The sequence below is a fragment of the Acidovorax sp. GW458-11-26-14-TSB4 genome (assembly GCF_059423865.1).
In genome coordinates, this window is record NZ_JBWKYR010000011.1 from 109,883 (window position 1) to 129,724 (window position 19,842).

Below are 19,842 nucleotides of genomic sequence, written 5' to 3' on the forward strand. Positions count from 1 at the left end.
GTGAGCGTCTCCTTCATGCGCACAGGGTGAGCTCGAACGCGGCATCCTCGGCGCAGGAATGCAGCCGGCCATCGGCTTCCTGTCGCATGAGCCGCACCGAGACGATCAGCCGGTTGCCGCTGATCTCAGGGATGAGCCCCAGCGACGGGTCCATGCGCAGGCGCAGCAACTGGAAGGTGCGGCCCTGGGGCAGGTTTTGCTGGAACTGGCCACGCTCTGCCGCCACCTTCTGCGGTACGCCGGAGTCGCGCAGCAGCTTGAGCAGCACGTAGATCGACTCGGCCAGGGGCGCGAGCGTGGAGGCCCATTCCTGCAGCGCATTCTGGCGGTAGCCCACGTCACGGTGCTGCCAGGCGTAGTAGGCGGGCAGATCGAACCCGCAGGTGCCGCCCGGAATGCCGACGCGGCTGCGGATGCTCATCAGCCAGTCGTTTTCCGTGAGGGCATGGCCGGACTTGCCATTCTGGGTATTCAATGCCGTGAAGCAATGGTCGAGCTGGGCAATGACAGCTTCCAGCGCGGCTTCCGAGATCGACGGGTTGCCCCGATAGCCTTCCAGCTGGTGCTTGTGCTTTTCGATGTCCTTGAGCACGTCCGACTTCAGGTCGGCGCGCGAGGCCACATCCATGATCTCGAAGATCGTGACCAGCGCAAAGTGGTGGTCCAGGGCGTGGGAGCGCGGGATCAGTTCGCCGAGCCGGCGAAACAGTTGCTCCAGACGCAGGTACGTCCTGAGGCGCTCATTGAAAGGGTATTCGTAAAGGATCACGCTGGCGGGTTCCCGGGGCTCTCAGGGGGTGTTCTGTGGCACCGTTGGCGTGCACCCCGCAAAGACAGGGCGCACCGGGCTGCGCATGCATCATAGCCCGAACAGCTGCCCAAGCTGCACGGCCTGGGCCTGCAATTGCGTCAATGTGCAGTGCGGGCCGTTGAACACCACGGCATCGGCCGCTGCACGGCGCACCGGTCGCTGGGCCTGGTGCGACAGGATGGCTTGCACGGCCTCCCGCGCAAGGCCGTTGCGCTGCACCACGCGCTCGATCTGGGTTTCCGCGGGGCAGTCGATCACCACCACGGCATCGAGCTGCCGGGCCCAGCGCCCGGATTCCACGAGCAGGGGGATGTCGTGCACGATCAGCCGCTTTCCGTCGTGCAGGGCTTGGCGGGCCTGCTCGGTGCTGTGCTGCGTCACCAGAGGGTGCACGATGGATTCGAGGCGCAGCCGGGCATCGGCGTCGGAGAAGGCCAGGGTGCGCATGCGGGCCCTGTTGAGCGCGCCCGCGGCATCGACATAGTCGGGGCCGAAGGTCTGGCGGATCGCGTCGATGGCGGTGCCGCCCGGGCCCGTCACGCTGCGCGCGATCTGGTCGGCGTCGATCAGCGCCGCGCCCAGGGAGGCCAGCAGCTGGCCGAAGGTGCTCTTGCCGCTGCCGATTCCCCCGGTCAGGCCGATGCGCATGCTCTACAGCCCCAGCCGACCCAGCACCGCCTGGAGAATCGCCTCAGGGGTGAATACCATCGAGGCCAGCCCGGCCCCTACGAGGAAGGGGCCGAAAGGCACATAGCCGCCTTCGCGCAGCTGGTTCCGGAATTTCATGGCCAGACCCACGATGGCGCCAATCACCGATGCCATGAGGATGATCGGCACCAGGGCCTGCCAGCCAAACCAGGCGCCGAGCGCGGCGAACAGCTTGAAGTCGCCATAGCCCATGCCCTCCTTGCCGGTGGCCAGCTTGAAGACCCAGTACACAAGCCACAAGGAGAGGTAGCCTGCGGCCGCTCCCGCTATCGATGTGGCCGGGGCCAGGCCCGTCCACCCCAGCGTGGACCCGATCAAGCCCGCCCACAGCAAAGGCAGGGTGATGTCGTCAGGCAGCAGGGTCGTGTCCCAATCGATCATGGCCAGCGCCACCATCGCTGCGGCGAAAAGGCACCAGGCCAGGGTGGGTGCAGACAGCCCTCCCCAATGGCCCAGAAAGGCAAACAGGCCCGCTGTGCCCAGTTCCACCAAGGGGTAGCGCACGCTGATGCGCACCCCGCAGGACGAGCATTTGCCGCGCAGGAACAGATAGCTCAGGACAGGAATGTTCTCATACCACTGCACCATGTGCCCGCAGGCCGGGCAGCGCGAGCGCGGCACCATGAGGTTGAAAGGCTCTGCGGGGGGGGCGGGCGGCACTTCTGCGGCGTCGGTCGCCGGTGAGGTGCTCGCAGGCATCAGCGCTGCCTGCTCCGCAGCGTAGGCCGCCACTTCCGCGTTCCATTGCCGCTCCATCATCTTGGGCAGCCGGTAGATCACCACATTCAAGAAACTGCCGATCATCAAGCCCAATGCGCCGACCAGCGCGGCGCTCCACCACGGATCCAGGCCCATTACACGACTTGGCCGAGCTTGAAGATGGGCAGGTACATCGACACCACGATTCCACCAATCAGAGTACCCAGGAACACGATGATGATGGGCTCCATCAGGCTGGAAAGACCTGCGACCATTTCGTCGACCTCGGCTTCGTAGAAATCAGCGGCCTTGCCCAGCATATGGTCGATCGAACCGGATTCTTCACCGATCGCGCACATCTGCAGCACCATCGACGGAAAGATATTGGCATTGCCCATGGCCGCAGTGAGGCTGGTGCCGGTGGAAACCTCCTGCTGGATCTTTTCGGTGGCCACAACGTAGACCGAATTTCCCGAGGCGCCACCTACGGAATCGAGGGCTTCCACGAGCGGCACGCCAGCGGCAAACATGGTGGCCAGGGTCCGGGTCCAGCGGGCAACGCAGGACTTGTCGATCAAGGCGCCGAAAATCGGTATTTTCAAAAGTACCCGGTCCATGAACCGTTGCATCTTTTCGTTGCGGCGCCAGGCCTGCATAAAGAAATAGAACCCGCCACCGATGACGCCGAAGATCAACCACCACCATTTGACGAAAACGTCGCTGATACCCATTACGAGAAGGGTCGGGGCGGGCAGATCTGCGCCAAACGAAGAAAATACGTCCTTGAATGCTGGGATCACGAAGATCATGATCACTGTAACCACCACGAAAGCCACGATCAGCACGGAGATAGGATACATCAAGGCCGACTTGATCTTGGACTTGATGGCCTCGGTCTTCTCCATGTAGGTCGCCAGGCGGTCCAGCAGGGCTTCCAGGATACCGGCCGCTTCGCCGGCCTCCACCAGGTTGCAGTAGAGGGTATCGAAGTACAACGGATGCTTGCGGAAGGCTGCATTCAGCGAAGTCCCCGTTTCCACATCGGTGCGGATGTCGTTGAGCAGCTTGGTCACGCTGGCATTGGTATTGCCGCGGCCGACAATGTCGAACGACTGCAGCAGCGGCACACCGGCCTTCATCATGGTGGCCAGTTGGCGGGTGAACAGAGCGATGTCCTTGGGCTTGATCTTCTTGCCCGACCTCATGCGCCGCTTCTTGATCTTGGTCGGGAACACGCCCTGGCGGCGCAATGTGGCCTGGACCTGGTTTTCGCCCCCCGCGCGGATTTCTCCCCGCACGATCTTGCCGGCACGGTCCTTGCCTTCCCATTCGAAGACGAAATCCTTGATGTCCTTGGTTGCTGCTGCAGTTGCCATGGTGTTCCCCGTCGATATTCTGTAATGCTTATTCGTTGGTCACGGCCAGCACCTCTTCAAGAGAGGTCAGGCCCAGCTTGGCCTTGTGCAGGGCAGCCTCGCGCAGGGACCGCACGCCTTCGTTCCTGGCCTGCTCGGCAATCTCCAGGGCGCTGCCGTCGCGCAGGATGATCCGCTGGATTTCTTCGGAGATGGGCATCACCTGGTAGATGCCGACCCGGCCCTTGTACCCATTGTTGCAGGCCGAGCAGCCCACGGGCTTGTAGGGGACCCAGGAGCCGTCCAGTTCTTCATCGGGATAGCCCGCATCGACCAGCGCTTCATGCGGTATGTCCGCGGGTGCCTTGCACACAGGGCACAGTCGACGGGCCAGGCGCTGGGCGGTAATCAGGATGACGCTGGATGCAATATTGAACGGCGCAATGCCCATGTTGCGCATCCGTGTGAGCGTCGTCGGGGCATCGTTGGTGTGAAGGGTCGACAGTACCAAGTGGCCCGTCTGGGCGGCCTTGATCGAGATATCGGCCGTCTCCAGATCGCGGATTTCCCCCACCATGATGATGTCGGGATCCTGGCGCAGAAAGGACTTGAGCGCCACCGCGAAGGTCAGACCCGCCTTGTCGTTGACGTTCACCTGGTTCACGCCCGGCAGGTTGATTTCCGATGGGTCTTCTGCCGTGGCGATGTTCACCCCCGGCTTGTTCAGCAGGTTCAGACAGGTGTACAGAGACACCGTCTTGCCCGAGCCGGTCGGGCCGGTCACCAGAATCATGCCGTAAGGGCGGCTGATGGCGTCGAGCAGACGCGCCTTCTCTTCGGGCTCGTAGCCTAGCGCGTCAATGCCCAGCTTGGCGCTGGAGGGATCCAGAATACGGATCACGATCTTCTCGCCGAACAGTGTGGGCAAGGTACTCACCCGAAAATCGATCACCCGGTCGGGGCCGATTTTCAGTTTCATCTTTCCGTCCTGGGGCACGCGCTTTTCGGAAATATCCATGCGCGAAATCACCTTGATACGCGATGCCAGCTTGTCCTTGATGGCGATTGGCGGCGAGGTGATTTCCCGGAGCTCGCCGTCAATGCGGAAACGCACGCGGTACTGATGCTCATAAGGCTCGAAATGCAGATCGGATGCCCGCATATTGAAGGCATCCAGCAGCATCTTGTGCAGGAACTTGACGACCGGGGCATCCTCGACGTCGGAAGCGCCGGCATCGGCCGGGTCCGCCGCTTCTTCGATCGGGATATCGTCGAATTCGAAGTCGTTCCCGCTGGTCATGCCTTCCATCGACTCGCTTGTCGACTTCGTGCTGCTTTCCACCAGGCGATTCAACTTGTCATATTCGGCAATAATCCAGTCCACTCCCATCTGGGTCGTGAACTTGATTTTCTCGGCGGCCTCCTGGTCCGTGGGGTCAGCGGTTGCAACGATCAGCCGGTTGTTGCGCTTGCTCAGCACCACCACCCGGTAGGATTGGCAGATCTTGGCGTCCAGCAGGTCCTTGGGCAGCCGCAGGGGGTCGATGGCCTCCAGGTCCAGCAGGGGGGCTCCGAAAACGGCGGATACCGTATGGGCCAGATCGGTGGCCGACACAACGCCCGAACCCGTTAATTCCGCAATAAAGCTGGTCCGGTTGACTTGTGACTTTTTGTAAATATCTTCAGCCGCTTTTTGGGTCAGCTTTCCCGCAGACATCAACGCCCGGCCCAAGCCCGGAAGGGCTATTGCAGGTGTTTCTTTCTGAGCAGTATCTACAGCAGCCATGTAACCGGTAATGTGTTAGGAATTGAACAGCAGGCCATCCTATCATCGCCTATCGGCAAAGACCTGTACAGCGCTGCATATTGGCGCCTGAACCACAGTTGGAAATGGATTTGTGTGCAAAGCCGACCACCGCAGGTGGCTGGTCGGGGTGAGAGGATTCGAACCTCCGGCCTCTACGTCCCGAACGTAGCGCTCTACCAGGCTAAGCTACACCCCGTGTGGCGCCCGTGGGGCGCCTGAACCGGCCTAGCGTCGGGGCAATGCCCTAGGCGCGGCGGTCCAGCAATTGAGATGCCAAGTGTAGCAAACCAGCGGTGTATTCGTTGTCGGGAAAGGCCTGCAGGGCCGCAATGGCCCGGCGGGCCTCCGAGACCGCTGCGGCCCGGGTGACTTCCAGTGCGCCCGTCTCCCGGACGATGGCGATGATGGCGGGGAGCTGTTCGGTGGAGCCCTGCTCGATGGCTTCGCGGATGATCGCCGCCTGTGCCGCCGCGCCGCGCTGCATTGCGGCGATCAGAGGCAGGGTGGATTTGCCCTCGCGCAGGTCATCCCCGAGGTTCTTGCCCATCTCGCTGGCGTTGCCATCGTAGTCAAGCACATCGTCGATGATCTGGAAGGCGGTTCCCAGGGCTTGGCCGTACATTGCGCAGGCTTCCTCCAGCTCGGGTGGGCTGCCCGCCAGGATGGCACCCAGGCGTGCGCTCGCCTCGAAGAGCTTGGCGGTCTTGGAGCGGATGACCCGCAGGTAGCCCTCTTCATCCAGCGAGGCATCGTGCATGTTCATGAGCTGCTGCACTTCTCCCTCGGCGATCACGTTCGTGGCTTCCGAGAGGATCTCCATGACCCGCATGCTTCCGGTCTCGACCATCATCTGAAAGGAGCGGGTGTGCAGAAAGTCGCCCACCAGCACGCTGGCCGGGTTTCCGAAGGTTTCGTTGGCCGTCGCGCGGCCGCGCCGCAGGGTCGACGCGTCCACCACATCGTCGTGCAGCAGGGTGGCAGTGTGGATCAGTTCCACCACAGCCGCCAGGCCGAAGCGGTGCACGCCGCGGTAGCCCAGGGCGCCGCACACCAGCAGCAAAAGCGCGGGGCGCAGGCGCTTGCCGCCCGCCGCGATGATGTACTGCGAAATCTGTGCGACCAGGGGGACGGAGGAAGTCAAGCGTGCGGCAATCACCCGGTCCACCTCGTGCATGTCGGCAGCGATGAGCGTGAGTGCGGGCGTGGCGGCTGTTGGAGAGTGATCAGTCAAGATAGGAGCGCTCGAAGTGCAGCGGATTATAGGAACGGCCATGGCCTTCCCGCCCTGGCGGCAGGCCACGTCCGTTGCGGATGTCGCTGGCTTGCCACGATCTTGAGGCTATGCTAAACTGGCGGGCTCTGCAGAAATTCGTCTGCAGAACTCAAATCAAGAGGTCAACATGTACGCGGTCATAAAAACCGGCGGCAAGCAGTATCGCGTTGCTTCCGGCGAAAAAATTAAAGTAGAACAGATTGCTGCGGACGTAGGCCAGGAAATTGTGATCGACCAGGTTCTGGCTGTCGGCAACGGCGCTGAACTGAAGGTAGGCACGCCCCTGGTGTCCGGTGCAACGGTCAAAGCCACTGTCGTGGCCCACGGCAAGCACGACAAAGTGCACATCTTCAAGATGCGCCGTCGCAAGCACTATCAGAAACGTCAAGGTCACCGCCAGCAGTTCACCGAACTGCAAATCGGTGTGATCGCTGCTTAAGAAGGAGCTGATGTCATGGCACAGAAAAAAGGCGGCGGCTCTACGCGAAACGGACGTGACTCCAAGCCAAAGATGCTGGGTGTCAAGGCGTTCGGTGGTGAACTGATCAGTGCTGGCTCCATCATCGTGCGCCAGCGCGGTACGCGTTTCCACCCCGGTACCAATGTGGGCGTGGGCAAGGACCACACCCTGTTCGCACTGGTGGACGGCCACGTGTCGTTCGGCACCAAGGGTGCCCTGTCCAAGTCGACAGTCAATGTGACGGCCGCCTGAGGGTTTTCACCCCGGCAGCAAACGAAGCCCCGCCTGGTCGGGGCTTTGTTGTTTGGACGCCTGCGACTTCCCTCCGGCGCGTCCTGTCGGCGTCTCGGACGCCCCTCGAAAAGAGCAAAGCCCTGCTGCTCCTTCATTGGTGATTCTCCTGCGCAGCGCTCTTTTGTAAACTGGATACCCATGAAGTTCGTCGATGAAGCCTATATTGACATTGCCGCCGGTGATGGCGGCAATGGCTGCGTGTCGTTCCGGCACGAAAAGTACAAGGAGTTCGGCGGTCCCAATGGGGGCGATGGCGGCCGGGGCGGGCACGTGTTCGCCGTGGCAGATCCGAACCTGAACACCCTGGTCGATTTTCGCTACTCGCGCCGGCACGAGGCCAAGCGCGGCGAGCACGGCATGGGCTCCGACATGTTCGGCGCTGCCGGTGCGGACATCACCTTGAAGGTGCCCGTGGGCACGATCTTCTCCGATGCTGAAACCGGCGAGGTGCTGTACGAGTTGCTCAACCCGGGTGAGCTGGTCACCATCGCCAAGGGCGGCGACGGCGGTTTCGGCAACCTGCGCTTCAAGAGCGCCATCAACCGCGCACCCCGGCAGAAGACGCCCGGTTGGCCCGGTGAGAAGAAGAACCTCAAGCTCGAGCTCAAGGTGCTGGCCGACGTCGGCTTGCTGGGCATGCCCAACGCAGGCAAATCCACCTTCATCGCCGCTGTGTCCAATGCGCGGCCCAAGATCGCGGACTACCCCTTCACTACCTTGCACCCGAATCTGGGTGTGGTGCGTGTGGCGCCTGAGCAAAGCTTCGTCATCGCAGACATTCCTGGTCTGATCGAAGGCGCTTCCGAAGGCGCGGGCCTGGGCCACCAGTTCCTGCGGCATCTGCAGCGCACCCGCCTGCTGCTGCACATCGTGGACATGGCGCCGTTCGATGATGCGGTTGATCCGGTGGCGCAGGCCAAGGCCATCGTGGGTGAGCTCAAGAAATACGACCAGGAGCTGCATGACAAACCACGCTGGCTGGTGCTCAACAAGCTGGACATGGTGCCGACCGAAGAGCGGGAGCAGCGCGTGAAGGACTTCGTCAAGCGTTTCAAGTGGAAGGGGCCAGTGTTCCAGATCTCGGCGCTGACCCGCGAAGGCTGCGAGCCACTGATCCATGCCATCTACCGCCACGTGCAGGCCGAGCAGCGCTCGGAAAACACGCCCGAGGAAATCGATCCACGCTTCGCCGGGGACGCTCCTGACTGAGGCCACCGTCCGAGGGCCCATGCCAGGCATGGGCCACCAAAGAACAATGCAGTGATGGCGGCTCCTTCCGGGCCGTTCAGCGACAAGAGGCAAAAGAAACAAACATGGTTTCCAGTGTGCTGCGGGACGCCCGCCGAATCGTCGTCAAGGTAGGCTCCAGCCTGGTCACCAACGAAGGCCGGGGCCTTGATGAGGCGGCCATCGGCGAATGGAGCCGGCAATTGGCCGCCTTGGTGCGGGGCGAGGGCGGCGGCGCACCGCGCGAGGTGGTCATGGTCTCCAGCGGCGCCATTGCCGAAGGCATGAAGCGTCTGGGCTGGAACACCCGTCCTCACGAAGTGCACGAACTGCAGGCGGCAGCGGCCGTCGGCCAGATGGGCCTGGCCCAGATGTACGAGACCAAGCTGCGCGAGCAGGGCATGGGCAGTGCCCAGGTGCTGCTCACCCACGCCGACCTGGCCGACCGCGAACGCTACCTGAACGCGCGCTCCACCCTGCTCACCCTGTTGCGCCTGGGTGTGGTGCCGGTGATCAACGAAAACGACACGGTCGTCAACGACGAAATCAAGTTCGGCGACAACGACACCCTGGGTGCCCTGGTGGCCAACCTGGTCGAGGCCGATGCCCTCGTCATCCTCACGGACCAGAAGGGCCTGTACACGGCCGACCCGCGCCGCGACCCATCTGCGCAGTTCGTGCACGAAGCCAAGGCCGGCGACCTGGCACTTGAAGCCATGGCCGGCGGCGCCGGCTCCAGCATCGGCAAGGGCGGCATGATCACCAAGATACTGGCGGCCAAGCGCGCCGCCGGCTCAGGGGCCTCCACCGTCATCGCCTGGGGGCGCGAGCCAGATGTGCTGGTGCGCCTGGTCCAGGGCGAGGCACTGGGCACCCTGCTGGTGGCGCAGACGCAAAAGAAGCAGGCCCGCAAGCAATGGATGGCCGACCACCTGCAGCTGCGTGGGGCCGTACTGGTCGATGCCGGCGCCGCGGCCAAGGTGCGCGATGAAGGCAAGAGCCTGCTGCCCATCGGCATGACGGCCGTGGAAGGGGACTTCTCGCGCGGCGACGTGATTGCCGTCCGCGACCCGGCCGGGGTGGAGATCGCCCGGGGCCTGGCCAACTACGCCAGCGCCGAGGCGCGCCTACTGTGCCGCAAGTCCTCCGCGGAATTCGAGCGCCTGCTCGGTTATGTGGCCGAAGCCGAGATGGTGCACCGCGACAACATGGTGCTCACCATCGCGTGATGCTCGCAGACCATGCCGGGACGGTGCCAGCTCGCCGGAGCCGGCCTGCAGCCCGGGCAGGGGCTGCGCGCGCGCGCCTACTTGGCGGGGGGCGGGACGCTGCTGCTTTCCGTGTCCAGAGCGGACGACCCAGGCAACTCCTGCAGTGCCATGGGCCTGCTGCTTTGCGGATCGGGGTCGAAACTGGCGCCCGGCGGCAGTTCCATACCCGGGTTCACCAGCAGCGAACCCGTGCGGAACATGGCGCTGCCCGCGTGCTCGCCATCGCGCGCGCGCATGCCACTGCGCAGGTAGCGGTTGCGCTGCTCGTTGCGCGGCAGAAAGCGCGCCAACTCCGTCAGCGCCATTTCATACACACCGCGCTTGAACTCCACGACCACATCCAATGGCACCCAGTAATCGTTCCAACGCCAGGCGTCGAACTCCGGGTGGTTGGTGGCGCGCAGGTTCAAATCCCAGTCGTGTCCCACCAGTTGCAGCAGATACCAAATCTGTTTCTGGCCCTTGTAGTGTCCGCGCGCATCGCGGCGGATGTACCGGTCAGGCACCTCGTAGCGCAACCAGTCCCGGGTGCGGGCTACCAAACGCACATGGTTGGGGTGCAGCCCCACTTCCTCGTGCAACTCCCTGTACATGGCCTGTTCGGGGGTCTCCCCTCGGTCAATGCCACCCTGAGGGAATTGCCAGCTGTGGGTGCGGATGCGTTTGCCCCAGAACACCTGGTTCTTCTGGTTGAGCAGGATGATGCCGACGTTCGGCCGAAAGCCGTCCCGGTCAAGCATAATCAAACCCCAAATTTTTAAACTGTGTCCATTATGCACGGCGCTTAGAGCGCAGCAAGTGGGCTGCCCCTGAACGCCCTTCGCCCCAGCATGAAAGCCTCCCAATTCTTCATTTCCACCCTCAAGGAAGCGCCTGCCGATGCCGAGGTGGTGAGCCACCAGTTGATGACGCGCGCCGGCCTGATCAAGAAGCTGGGCGCGGGCATCTACAACTACATGCCCATGGGGCTGCGCGTGGTGCGCAAGGTCGAGGCCATCGTGCGCGAGGAGATGAACCGGGCCGGCGCCGTGGAGTTGACCATGCCCGTGGTCCAGCCGGCCGAACTGTGGCAGGAAACCGGCCGCTTCGAGAAGATGGGCCCGGAACTGCTGCGCATCCAGGACCGCCATGGCCGCGACTTCGTGATTCAGCCCACCAGCGAAGAAGTGATTACTGACATCGCTCGCCAGGAACTGCGCAGCTACAAACAGTTGCCAAAAAACTTCTACCAGATCCAAACCAAGTTCCGTGACGAGCGCCGTCCGCGCTTTGGACTGATGCGCGGCCGCGAGTTCACGATGAAGGACGCCTACAGCTTCGACCGCGATCAGGCGGCTGCCAAGGCGAGCTACCAGGTCATGGCCCAGGCCTACCGCCGCATCTTCGACCGCTTCGGTCTGACCTACCGTGCCGTGGCAGCCGACAGCGGCGCCATCGGGGGGGACCTGAGCGAGGAATTCCAGGTGATCGCCGCCACCGGCGAAGACGCCATCGTCTACTGCCCCGGCAGCGACTATGCCGCCAACATGGAAAAGGCCGAGGCCCTGGCGCCCACAGGCCCGCGCGGCGCTGCCTCCCAGGCCCTGACCAAGACCCCCACGCCCGGCAAGAGCACCTGTGCCGATGTGGCCGAACTGCTCAAGGTGCCGCTCAATACCACGGTCAAGTCGCTGGTGTTGGCCACTGACGAGATCAACGAGGCGGGCGAGACCGTCAAGACCCAGGTCTGGCTGCTGCTGCTGCGAGGCGACCATGACATGAACGAGATCAAGGCTGGCAAGGTGCCCGGCCTTTCGGGTTTCCGCTTCGCCACCCTCGGTGAAATCGAGGAGCACTTCGGCTGCAAGCCCGGCTACCTCGGTCCCCTGGGCCTCAAGAAGCCCGTGAAGACCGTGGTCGACCGGGACGTGGCGCTCATGGCCGACTGGATCTGCGGCGCCAACGAAGCCGATTTCCACATGACCGGGGTCAACTGGGGCCGTGACCTGCCCGAGCCCGACGCCGTGGCCGACCTGCGCAACGTCGTGGCAGGCGATGCCTCGCCCGACGGCAAAGGGGAACTGGCGATCGAGCGCGGTATCGAAGTGGGCCATGTGTTCTACCTCGGTACCAAGTACAGCCGCGCCATGAATGCCACCTTCCTCGACGAGAACGGCAAGCCCCAGCCGCTGGAGATGGGCTGCTACGGCATCGGCATCACGCGCCTGCCAGCCGCCGCCATCGAACAGAACCATGACGAGCGCGGCATCATCTGGCCCGACGCCATTGCCCCCTTCACCGTGGTGATCTGCCCCATCGGCATGGACCGCAGCGAGGAAGTCAAGGCCGCGGCCGATAAGCTCTATGCCGAATTCCTCGCCCAAGGCGTGGACGTGCTGCTCGACGACCGCGGCGAGCGCCCTGGCGCGATGTTCGCCGACTGGGAGCTGATCGGCGTGCCCCACCGGGTGGTGATCGGCGACCGTGGCCTCAAGGAAGGCCATGTCGAATACCAGCACCGCCGCGACAGCGCCGCCACCAAGGTGGCGATCACCGACATTTGGGCCCACGTGAAGGGCCGCATGGCGGTATGAGCGGCGAGGGGGTGGACGCATTGAACGGGCTGGGCACCGGGCTGTCGCGGCGCAACTGCCTGGTGGCCGCCGCGTCGCTGGCGGCTCCCTCGGCCTGGCTGGTTGCGCCCACGGCGGCGCACGCTGGCGGCCAGCTCGAAGAGCCCCTGATGGACTCGGTGCGCACCGCGCTGAGCTCCGCCATCGCCAACCAGGCCCCGCCCGAGCCCGAATTCTTCACCACCGACACCCGCCTGCATTACGTGCGCTGGCTGGCCGCGATGAGCGACCGCCTGCGCCGGCGCAAGCCCGAGTGGGAGGTGCGCCGCGACTTTCTGCAGACCGTCTGGTACGAGTCCAAGCGCGCCGGGCTCGACGTGTCCCTGGTGCTCGGCCTGATCCAGGTGGAGAGCGGCTTCCGCAAGTTCGCCGTTTCCAGCGTGGGCGCGCGCGGCTACATGCAGGTCATGCCGTTCTGGACACGCGTGATCGGCGATGGCGATGCCGGCAAGCTCTTTCATATGCAGACCAACCTGCGCTTTGGCTGCGTGATCCTGCGCCACTACATCGACCGCGAGCGCGGCGATTTGTTCATGGCGCTGGGCCGTTACAACGGCAGCCGGGGGCGTCCACCCTATCCGAATGCCGTATTCGGTGCCCAGCGCAGCTGGGAATACGTCGACCGGCCAGCGGCTGGCTGATCTCTCGCGGGAGCTAGACGATGGTTCCTGGCGTGTTCGCGTTGTCCTGGCCTCCCGCCTGCGACAGGCGCGAAACCATCACCTGGTCGATGCGGTAGCTGTCCACGTCCAGCACCTCGAATTTGTAGCCGCCCCAGCTCACGCTGTCCGTGCGGCGCGGTACGCGGCGCAGCATCACCATTAAAAAGCCGGCCAGCGTCTCGTACTCCTCGGCATGGGGCAGTTCGTCGAGCGATAGGGCGCGCAGCACGTCGCCGATGGGCGTCACGCCGTCGATGAGCCACGAGTTCTCGTCGCGCCGCACGATCTGCTCCTCGTCCAGCGGCGAGACCAAGTCGCCCATCACCGTGCTCATCACATCGTTGAGGGTCACCACACCCACCACCAGGCTGTATTCATTGACGATGACCGCAAAGTCCTCGTGCACCTGGCGGAACTGCTCCAGCACCTCCGACAAGGTGAGCCGGTCCGGCACGATCAGCACCTTGCGCACCAGGCTGTCGTCGGCCAGCGAGATGGGCTGGTTGTTGAGCACGCGCTGGAACAGGTCCTTGGCGTCCACATAGCCCACCACGTGATCGATGTCGCCCTCGCACACCGGGTAGGTGGAGAACGGCTCGGCCGCAATGCGCAGGCGTATCACCGAATCGGGCTCGTCGCGCAGGAAGAAGGACACCCGGTCGCGCTGCGACATGGCGCTCGACACGGTGCGCGTATCGAGCTCAAACACATTCGTGATCACCTGTTGCTCGCGCGCCGCCAGCACGCCGGCGCGCGTGCCGGCCTCCATCATGGCCAGGATGTCGTCCGAGGTGATGCGGTCGTCGCGCAGCGACGACAGCCCGAGCACGCGGAACAGCGCATCTGCCAGCCGGCTGTAGAACCAGACCACTGGGCGCAGCAGGGTCATGCACCAGGCCATGGGCTCGGCCAGGCGCACCACCAGCCGCTCGGGTTCGGCCATTCCCAGGCGCTTGGGGAACAGGTCGGCAAACAGGATGAACAGCGAGGTGATGACCAGGAACGAGGCCAGGAAGCCCACCGTCTGTGCATGGCCCTCGCTCAGCCACCAGCCGAACAGCACGCTGAAGTGCGGGCTCAGCGCCCCCTCGCCGACGATGCCGCCGAGGATGGCCACCGCGTTCTGCCCCACTTGCACCACCGTGAAATAGTCGCCCGGGTGCTCCTGCATGCGCAGCACGCGGTCTGCGCGTGCATCGCCCTCGTCGGCCATCTGCCGCAGCCGCAGGCGGCGTGCGGCCGCCAGCGAAATTTCGGCCATGGAGAAGAAGGCGCTGGCTGCAATCAGCAGCCCGATCACGAAAAAGCTTTGGGTAAGACTCATGGAAGGCGACAGAGCGTGGCGCTGTGGCACACCGGGCTACAGAGTGTATCTGCCTGCCCGGCGCACCAAGGCGCCCATTGCGGGCCTCCGCCTACTGCACGAAGCCGATGCGCCCGCGCCCGGCGGCGGCCCGCGGCAGGTCGGCCACCTCCACCGTGGAACGCCGGTCCAGCCGGGCGTTGCCAAAGCCCGTCATCAGTGCACGGCGCATCTCGCGCGGCGGCATCGTGGCCAGCAGGTCCAGCACGTCGCCCTGGGGCTCGGGGTCGATCAGGCGGCCCCAGTCGTGTCCCGCGCGTATGCCCTGGTACAGGTTGCGTGCAATGGTGCGGGCCTGCGCCAGCGTGGGCGCCTCCACCTCGAACACGTTCATGCGGTTCAGGATGGGGTCGGGAATGCCGCGCGTGTCGTTGGCCGTGGTGATCCAGATGACCTGGCTTGCGTCGATGGCCACCTCGGCGAACTCATCGGTGAAGCTCTGCGCCGTGTCGTGCTCGAGCAGGCTGTAAAGCGCGCCCAGCGGGTCGTACTGCGCATCGGATGCGGCCTTGTCGATCTCGTCGACCACGATCACGGGGTTGGCGTACTCGCCCTCCACCAGCGCTTCGAACACCTTGCCAGGCCGTGCGCCCTTCCATTGCGCGGACGAGCCCGAGAGCAGCCAGCCCGCGGTCATGGAACTCATGGGCAACAGGTTCATGCCCGTGCCCAGCAGTTCGGCCAGGTGCCGCGCGAAGTGGGTCTTGCCGATGCCCGGCGGGCCCAAAAGTAGCATGGGTGTCACTTCCAGGCCGTCGCTGCTGTCCTGCGCCAGGGCCACATGGCGCTTCACATCGTCCAGCACGTCGGTGAAGTTGGGCAATTGTTCGTAGAGGCTGGCCATGTCGGGCACGCCCGAGGGCTTGACCTGGAAGCGCTCCGGTCCGCGTTCGAGCATGCGCTCGTATACGGTGCGCAGGGATTCGTACTCGCGCTGGTTGCCCGACTCCTGCAGCCGTGAGAGCTTGCGCTCCACATCGCCGGGGTGGAACACGTTGCGCATCTGGGCCACCGGCAGGCGCAGGGCGGGGGTGTGGGGAACAAGGCTATGGCCGGTCATCGCATGCTCCTTGGTGAGTTGCAAAAGCGTCACATCTCGCAAGCATTCAAGCACACAACATGCCCGACGAAATGCAGGACAAGCCCTGACAACGCCTTGTGTTGCCAGAAAGCACAAAGCCGCCCGTGGGCGGCTTCTTGGCAAGCGAGGAATCGCTTATTCGCCGGTGCCCAGCACCTGCTTGAGTTCGCCCGACTCGTACATTTCCATCATGATGTCCGAGCCGCCGATGAACTCACCCTTCACGTACAGTTGCGGGATGGTGGGCCACTGGCTGTATTCCTTGATGCCCTGGCGGATCTCGTCGTCCTCGAGCACGTTCACGGTGACCACAGTCTTGGGATCCACACCGCTGGCCTTGAGGATCTGGATCGCGCGGCCCGAGAAGCCGCACATGGGGAAGCTGGCGTTGCCCTTCATGAACAGCAGGATGTCGCTGGATTTCACGAGGGCGTCGATGCGTTGCTGGGTGTCGCTCATGGGAATACTCCTTCAAAGGGGCGGGCGGGCCTCCGCGGCCCGCAATACCGCGATTATTTCATTCCTGGCCATTGTCCGCCCGAGCAGCGTGCGATGCCTGCCAGGTCCATGCGGCTTTGCACCTGCTCGAAGCCCCGCTCGCGCAGCAGCGCGCACACGGCTTGCGCCTGGTCATGGCCGTGCTCCAGCAGCAGCCAGCCGCCGGGGAGCAGATGGTCCGGGGATTGCACCACAATGGTGCGTATATCGTCCAGCCCGTCCTCGCCACTGGCCAGGGCCGCAAGCGGTTCGTGGGTCAGCGCCGCCAGATGCGGGTCGGCGGCGGGAATATAGGGTGGGTTCGAGACAATGGCGTCAAAGCGTCCATCCACGCCATGCAGCCAGTTGGCCTGCACAAACCGTACGGGCAGAGCCAGTCGCGCGGCATTGGCCTGCGCCACGGCCAGCGCGTCCGCACTGGCATCCACCGCCAGCACCTGGGCGGCGGCGCATTGGTGCTGCAGGGCCAGCGCGATGGCGCCGCTGCCTGTGCCCAGGTCCACCACGTGCGGAGCGGGCAGGGGTGTGATGAGCTTGAGCGCCCAGTCCACCAGGGTCTCGGTGTCGGGACGCGGGTCCAGCACGCGTGCGTCCACGGACAGGGGCAGGCCGTAGAACTCCTTGGTGCCGGTGAGGTAGGCCACCGGCTCTCCTGCCGTGCGGCGCAGGCACAGCGCCTGGAAGCGCTGCGCTGTTTCGGGCGACAGCGCGTCGGTGTCGTGCGCCAGCAGCCAGGCGCGGTCGGTACCGGCCCGGCCCACCGCCTGCAGCAGCAGCAGTTGCGCGTCGATGCGCGCCAGGCCCAGGGTGCGGGCCTGGCCCAGGGCATCGGCCACGGTGGCGGGCGGGTTGGCGGTGGTGTCGTCCATGGCGGGCAGGGCGTTGCAGGGGATCAGACCGCCGCGCTGGTCTCCAGTTCCTCAAGCTGCTCGGCCTCACGCGCATGGGCCAGAGCTTCGAGCACATCGCCCAGGTCACCTTCCATCACCAGCAGCAGCTTGTACAGCGTGAGGTTGATGCGGTGGTCCGTGAGCCGGCCCTGCGGGAAGTTGTAGGTGCGGATGCGGTCGCTGCGGTCACCGCTGCCGATCAGGCCCTTGCGCAGCGCGGCTTCCTTGGCGGCGCGCTCGCTGCGCTCCTTTTCCTGGATGCGTGCCTGCAGCACCTGCAGCGCCTTGGCCTTGTTGCTGTGCTGGCTGCGGCCGTCCTGGCATTCGGCGACGATGCCGGTGGGCAGGTGCACCACGCGCACGGCCGAATCGGTCTTGTTGATGTGCTGGCCGCCGGCGCCGCTGGCGCGGAAGGTGTCGATGCGCAGGTCCGCCGGGTTGAGCTTGATGGTCTCGGTCTCGTCGGGTTCGGGCATCACGGCCACCGTGCAGGCGCTGGTGTGGATGCGGCCCTGCGTCTCGGTCGCGGGCACGCGCTGCACGCGGTGGCCTCCGGACTCGAACTTGAGGGCACCATACACATTGTCCCCCTCGATGCGCAGCACGATTTCCTTGTAGCCCCCGAGTTCGGCCGCGTTCTCGCTCACCACCTCGACTTTCCAACCCACGTTGGCGGCATAGCGCGAGTACATGCGCGTGAGGTCCCCCGCGAACAGGGCCGACTCGTCACCGCCGGTGCCGGCACGGATTTCCAGGAAGGCGTTGCGGCTGTCATCCGGATCCTTGGGCAGCAGCAGTCGTTGCAGCTCGTCTTCCAGTTCCACCAGCTCGGCTTCGGCACTGGTGATTTCCTCCTGCGCCATCTCGGCCATGTCGGGGTCGGCGAGCATCTCGCGGGCGCCGGCAAGGTCGGCCTCGCGCTGCTGGTAGCGGGCATAGCGGCCGGCCACCTGGGTGACTTCGGCGTGCTCGCGCGAGATCAGGCGGTACTGCGCCATGTCGCCCATGATGTCCTCGCGCGAGAGCAGGAAATCGAGTTCGCCCAGGCGCTGGGCATAGCGTTCCAGCTGGTTTCGGAGAAAGGTCTTCATGCGGTGCCAAAAAGTGGGGAGGGGGCTGCGCTTTCGCAGCGGATGCTGCCGGTAGCGGACAGCGGGCCGGTGGGGCGGCGGTCGCCGCTACAGGCCGTTGTGCTTGCTTTGCGAGCGCAGGAACAGGCGCGAGACGGTCTGCGCCGTCTGGGCACGCATCTCGGCATCGCCGGCATGCAGCTCGGCCATGGTGCCGTGCAGCATCTTCTGCGTGATGCCGCGCGACAGGGCTTCGAGCACGGCATCCACGTCCTCGCCGCGGGCCAGCAGCTTCTTGGCGCGCGCGATCTCGGCGGCGCGCCAGCTGTCGGTCTGGGCATTGAGCTGCTGGATCAGGGGCACCACGCCGCCTTCGGGGTGGCGCTGGTCCATCCAGTGCATGAAACTCTGCACGCCCGCATCGATGATGGCCTCGGCCTGGGCCACGGCGGCCTGGCGGTTGGCCTGGGCGGTCTGCACCACGCTGGCCAGGTCGTCCACGGTGTACAGGTAAACGTCACCCAGGGCCTTGACCTCGGGCTCGATGTCGCGCGGCACGGCCAAGTCCACCATGAACATGGGGCGGTGGCGGCGCTTCTTGAGCGCGCGCTCCACGGCACCCAGGCCGATGATGGGCAGGCTGCTGGCCGTGCAACTGATGACGGCGTCAAACTCGTGCAGCCGCTCTGGCAGGTCGGCCAGGCGCATCACCTCGCCGCCAAAGCGCGTGGCGAGCTTTTCGCCACGCTCCAGTGTGCGGTTGGCAATCGCGATCTGCTTGGGGTTCCTGGCCGCGAAGTGCGTGGCACACAGCTCGATCATCTCACCCGCGCCCACGAAGAGCACGCGGATCTTGCCCAGGTCTTCGAACAGCTGGCCCGCCAGGCGCACGGCGGCGGCCGCCATGCTGATGCTGTGCGCACCGATCTCGGTGGAAGTGCGCACCTCCTTGGCCACCGCAAAGCTGCGCTGGAACAGCTGGTTCAGCGTGGTGCCCAGGGCACCGGCCGTCTCGGCGGCGCGCACGGCGTCCTTCATCTGGCCCAGGATCTGCGCCTCGCCCAGCACCATGGAATCGAGCCCGCTGGCCACGCGGAAAGCGTGGCGCGCCACCAGGCTGTCTTCGAGCGAATACGAGTGCGAGCGCAACAGCGCCGGGCTCACGCCGCCGCTTTGCGCCAGCCAGCCCAGGGTGTGGTCGATGGCCGCCTGCTCGCCCGCGCAGTAGATCTCGGTGCGGTTGCAGGTGGAGATGATGGCCGTTTCCACGCTGGGGTGGCGGCTTTGCTGGCCCAGCGACTGGCGCAGGCCCTGCAGGGTGGGCGCAATCTGGTCGAGCGCGAACGCGAACCTGCCGCGCAGATCGAGGGGCGCGGTGGTGTGGTTGATGCCGAGGGCCCAGACTGCCATGCCCCGATTATAAAATCGTTGGAACATCCCGGTACAACTGCCTGGGATAGCCTTGATCTGGGTCAATTCCTATGGGTCCGCTGGACACGCTCAACCACCTGCTCAACTTCTTCGCCCCGGCCGCAGCCATGGCGGTCCTGATGGCGCTGGGCAGCCGCATCCTCCGCTGGAAATCGGGTTCGAACTACGCTGCATGGGCACAGTTCGCTATCCAATTGGGAGTGGGTAGCGCCGTGCTGCTGGCCGGCCTGGTGGTCCTGGGCCGGGACGGCAAGATGGCCACCTATGCCGCCCTGGTGGTGGCCTGCGCCACCTGCCAGTGGTGCTTGGGCAAAAGCTGGAAAGCCTGAG

Annotated in this window: 20 protein-coding genes and 1 tRNA gene; 7 read left to right on the plus strand and 14 right to left on the minus strand. The window is 64.7% G+C overall.

Annotation, left to right across the window (positions count from 1 at the left end; genetic code table 11):
* Window positions 1-13: 13 nt before the first annotated feature.
* From zapD to AC07X5_RS21315, 7 genes are all read right to left on the minus strand, one after another.
* Window positions 14-769 carry a cell division protein ZapD gene (gene zapD / locus AC07X5_RS21285; protein WP_409957950.1) on the minus strand — a complete coding sequence of 252 codons (756 nt, stop codon included), beginning with the start codon at window positions 767-769 and terminating at the stop codon, window positions 14-16.
* 90 nt (window positions 770-859) lie between these two features.
* A complete protein-coding gene (gene coaE / locus AC07X5_RS21290) occupies window positions 860-1,459 on the minus strand; it encodes a dephospho-CoA kinase (protein ID WP_494771733.1) in 600 nt (199 codons plus the stop codon).
* Between the two features lie 3 nt (window positions 1,460-1,462).
* On the minus strand, window positions 1,463-2,374 hold the full coding sequence (locus AC07X5_RS21295; protein ID WP_494771734.1) for a prepilin peptidase: 912 nt from the start codon (window positions 2,372-2,374) through the stop codon (window positions 1,463-1,465).
* The gene (locus AC07X5_RS21300) at window positions 2,374-3,594 is read right to left on the minus strand and encodes a type II secretion system F family protein (protein ID WP_494771735.1); all 1,221 of its coding nucleotides are present in this window, start codon (window positions 3,592-3,594) and stop codon (window positions 2,374-2,376) included. Before AC07X5_RS21300 ends, AC07X5_RS21295 begins: the two co-directional genes overlap by 1 nt.
* A gap of 28 nt (window positions 3,595-3,622) precedes the next feature.
* Window positions 3,623-5,359, minus strand: a complete 1,737-nt coding sequence (gene pilB, locus AC07X5_RS21305) for a type IV-A pilus assembly ATPase PilB (RefSeq protein ID WP_494771736.1) — start codon at window positions 5,357-5,359, stop codon at window positions 3,623-3,625.
* Window positions 5,360-5,499: 140 nt separating this feature from the next.
* A tRNA-Pro gene (locus tag AC07X5_RS21310) sits at window positions 5,500-5,576 on the minus strand.
* Between the two features lie 48 nt (window positions 5,577-5,624).
* Window positions 5,625-6,554, minus strand: coding sequence for a polyprenyl synthetase family protein (locus tag AC07X5_RS21315; protein WP_409957970.1), 930 nt, complete (start codon window positions 6,552-6,554; stop codon window positions 5,625-5,627).
* Window positions 6,555-6,780: 226 nt separating this feature from the next.
* Here AC07X5_RS21315 and rplU point away from each other — a divergent pair, with 226 nt between their 5' ends.
* The 4 genes from rplU (at window position 6,781) to proB (ending at window position 9,863) form a co-directional block, all read left to right on the plus strand.
* Window positions 6,781-7,092 carry a 50S ribosomal protein L21 gene (gene rplU, locus AC07X5_RS21320; protein ID WP_024814187.1) on the plus strand — a complete coding sequence of 104 codons (312 nt, stop codon included), beginning with the start codon at window positions 6,781-6,783 and terminating at the stop codon, window positions 7,090-7,092.
* A gap of 15 nt (window positions 7,093-7,107) precedes the next feature.
* Window positions 7,108-7,365 (plus strand): 50S ribosomal protein L27, encoded by a 258-nt coding sequence (rpmA, locus tag AC07X5_RS21325; RefSeq protein WP_007854552.1) that lies wholly within the window; start codon window positions 7,108-7,110, stop codon window positions 7,363-7,365.
* 180 nt (window positions 7,366-7,545) lie between these two features.
* Window positions 7,546-8,616, plus strand: coding sequence for an Obg family GTPase CgtA (gene cgtA, locus AC07X5_RS21330; protein WP_494771737.1), 1,071 nt, complete (start codon window positions 7,546-7,548; stop codon window positions 8,614-8,616).
* A 104-nt stretch (window positions 8,617-8,720) separates the two neighbouring features.
* Window positions 8,721-9,863: a glutamate 5-kinase gene (proB, locus tag AC07X5_RS21335; protein WP_409961970.1), complete on the plus strand. Its 1,143-nt coding sequence runs from the start codon at window positions 8,721-8,723 to the stop codon at window positions 9,861-9,863.
* A 77-nt stretch (window positions 9,864-9,940) separates the two neighbouring features.
* Here the strand turns inward: proB and AC07X5_RS21340 are convergent, their stop codons facing one another.
* Window positions 9,941-10,645 carry an RNA pyrophosphohydrolase gene (locus tag AC07X5_RS21340; protein WP_409961968.1) on the minus strand — a complete coding sequence of 235 codons (705 nt, stop codon included), beginning with the start codon at window positions 10,643-10,645 and terminating at the stop codon, window positions 9,941-9,943.
* A 90-nt stretch (window positions 10,646-10,735) separates the two neighbouring features.
* On the opposite strand from AC07X5_RS21340, the gene AC07X5_RS21345 reads away from it, so the two are divergent.
* Both AC07X5_RS21345 and AC07X5_RS21350 read left to right on the plus strand, forming a co-directional pair.
* On the plus strand, window positions 10,736-12,478 hold the full coding sequence (locus AC07X5_RS21345; protein ID WP_494771738.1) for a proline--tRNA ligase: 1,743 nt from the start codon (window positions 10,736-10,738) through the stop codon (window positions 12,476-12,478).
* Window positions 12,475-13,158, plus strand: a complete 684-nt coding sequence (locus tag AC07X5_RS21350) for a lytic transglycosylase domain-containing protein (protein ID WP_409954858.1) — start codon at window positions 12,475-12,477, stop codon at window positions 13,156-13,158. The genes AC07X5_RS21345 and AC07X5_RS21350 overlap by 4 nt, the downstream gene beginning before the upstream one ends.
* A gap of 13 nt (window positions 13,159-13,171) precedes the next feature.
* Here AC07X5_RS21350 and paeA read toward each other — a convergent pair whose 3' ends face one another.
* The 6 genes from paeA to hemA all read right to left on the minus strand — a co-directional run bounded on the left by paeA (window position 13,172) and on the right by hemA (window position 19,491).
* The gene (gene paeA / locus AC07X5_RS21355) at window positions 13,172-14,503 is read right to left on the minus strand and encodes a polyamine export protein PaeA (RefSeq protein ID WP_494771739.1); all 1,332 of its coding nucleotides are present in this window, start codon (window positions 14,501-14,503) and stop codon (window positions 13,172-13,174) included.
* 91 nt (window positions 14,504-14,594) lie between these two features.
* On the minus strand, window positions 14,595-15,602 hold the full coding sequence (locus AC07X5_RS21360; RefSeq protein ID WP_409954855.1) for an AAA family ATPase: 1,008 nt from the start codon (window positions 15,600-15,602) through the stop codon (window positions 14,595-14,597).
* A gap of 156 nt (window positions 15,603-15,758) precedes the next feature.
* Window positions 15,759-16,082: a Grx4 family monothiol glutaredoxin gene (grxD, locus tag AC07X5_RS21365; protein WP_007854573.1), complete on the minus strand. Its 324-nt coding sequence runs from the start codon at window positions 16,080-16,082 to the stop codon at window positions 15,759-15,761.
* 53 nt (window positions 16,083-16,135) lie between these two features.
* Window positions 16,136-16,990 (minus strand): peptide chain release factor N(5)-glutamine methyltransferase, encoded by an 855-nt coding sequence (gene prmC / locus AC07X5_RS21370; RefSeq protein ID WP_409954851.1) that lies wholly within the window; start codon window positions 16,988-16,990, stop codon window positions 16,136-16,138.
* 23 nt (window positions 16,991-17,013) lie between these two features.
* Window positions 17,014-18,102, minus strand: coding sequence for a peptide chain release factor 1 (prfA, locus tag AC07X5_RS21375; protein WP_494771740.1), 1,089 nt, complete (start codon window positions 18,100-18,102; stop codon window positions 17,014-17,016).
* Between the two features lie 87 nt (window positions 18,103-18,189).
* Complete coding sequence (hemA, locus tag AC07X5_RS21380; RefSeq protein WP_494771741.1) at window positions 18,190-19,491, minus strand: glutamyl-tRNA reductase; 1,302 nt, start codon at window positions 19,489-19,491, stop codon at window positions 18,190-18,192.
* 71 nt (window positions 19,492-19,562) lie between these two features.
* On the opposite strand from hemA, the gene AC07X5_RS21385 reads away from it, so the two are divergent.
* Window positions 19,563-19,841, plus strand: coding sequence for a hypothetical protein (locus AC07X5_RS21385; protein WP_409954799.1), 279 nt, complete (start codon window positions 19,563-19,565; stop codon window positions 19,839-19,841).
* Window position 19,842 lies beyond the last annotated feature (1 nt).

Coding starts and splice junctions, on each gene's coding strand:
- paeA (WP_494771739.1), bottom strand. CDS start 14,503: ATGAGTCTTACCCAAAGCTTTTTCGTGATCGGGCTGCTGATTGCAGCC.
- hemA (WP_494771741.1), bottom strand. CDS start 19,491: ATGGCAGTCTGGGCCCTCGGCATCAACCACACCACCGCGCCCCTCGAT.
- prmC (WP_409954851.1), bottom strand. CDS start 16,990: ATGGACGACACCACCGCCAACCCGCCCGCCACCGTGGCCGATGCCCTG.
- proB (WP_409961970.1), top strand. CDS start 8,721: ATGGTTTCCAGTGTGCTGCGGGACGCCCGCCGAATCGTCGTCAAGGTA.
- AC07X5_RS21345 (WP_494771738.1), top strand. CDS start 10,736: ATGAAAGCCTCCCAATTCTTCATTTCCACCCTCAAGGAAGCGCCTGCC.
- AC07X5_RS21300 (WP_494771735.1), bottom strand. CDS start 3,594: ATGGCAACTGCAGCAGCAACCAAGGACATCAAGGATTTCGTCTTCGAA.
- cgtA (WP_494771737.1), top strand. CDS start 7,546: ATGAAGTTCGTCGATGAAGCCTATATTGACATTGCCGCCGGTGATGGC.
- rpmA (WP_007854552.1), top strand. CDS start 7,108: ATGGCACAGAAAAAAGGCGGCGGCTCTACGCGAAACGGACGTGACTCC.
- grxD (WP_007854573.1), bottom strand. CDS start 16,082: ATGAGCGACACCCAGCAACGCATCGACGCCCTCGTGAAATCCAGCGAC.
- prfA (WP_494771740.1), bottom strand. CDS start 18,102: ATGAAGACCTTTCTCCGAAACCAGCTGGAACGCTATGCCCAGCGCCTG.
- AC07X5_RS21315 (WP_409957970.1), bottom strand. CDS start 6,554: ATGCACGAGGTGGACCGGGTGATTGCCGCACGCTTGACTTCCTCCGTC.
- AC07X5_RS21385 (WP_409954799.1), top strand. CDS start 19,563: ATGGGTCCGCTGGACACGCTCAACCACCTGCTCAACTTCTTCGCCCCG.
- AC07X5_RS21340 (WP_409961968.1), bottom strand. CDS start 10,645: ATGCTTGACCGGGACGGCTTTCGGCCGAACGTCGGCATCATCCTGCTC.
- AC07X5_RS21350 (WP_409954858.1), top strand. CDS start 12,475: ATGAGCGGCGAGGGGGTGGACGCATTGAACGGGCTGGGCACCGGGCTG.
- pilB (WP_494771736.1), bottom strand. CDS start 5,359: ATGGCTGCTGTAGATACTGCTCAGAAAGAAACACCTGCAATAGCCCTT.
- AC07X5_RS21295 (WP_494771734.1), bottom strand. CDS start 2,374: ATGGGCCTGGATCCGTGGTGGAGCGCCGCGCTGGTCGGCGCATTGGGC.
- rplU (WP_024814187.1), top strand. CDS start 6,781: ATGTACGCGGTCATAAAAACCGGCGGCAAGCAGTATCGCGTTGCTTCC.
- coaE (WP_494771733.1), bottom strand. CDS start 1,459: ATGCGCATCGGCCTGACCGGGGGAATCGGCAGCGGCAAGAGCACCTTC.
- AC07X5_RS21360 (WP_409954855.1), bottom strand. CDS start 15,602: ATGACCGGCCATAGCCTTGTTCCCCACACCCCCGCCCTGCGCCTGCCG.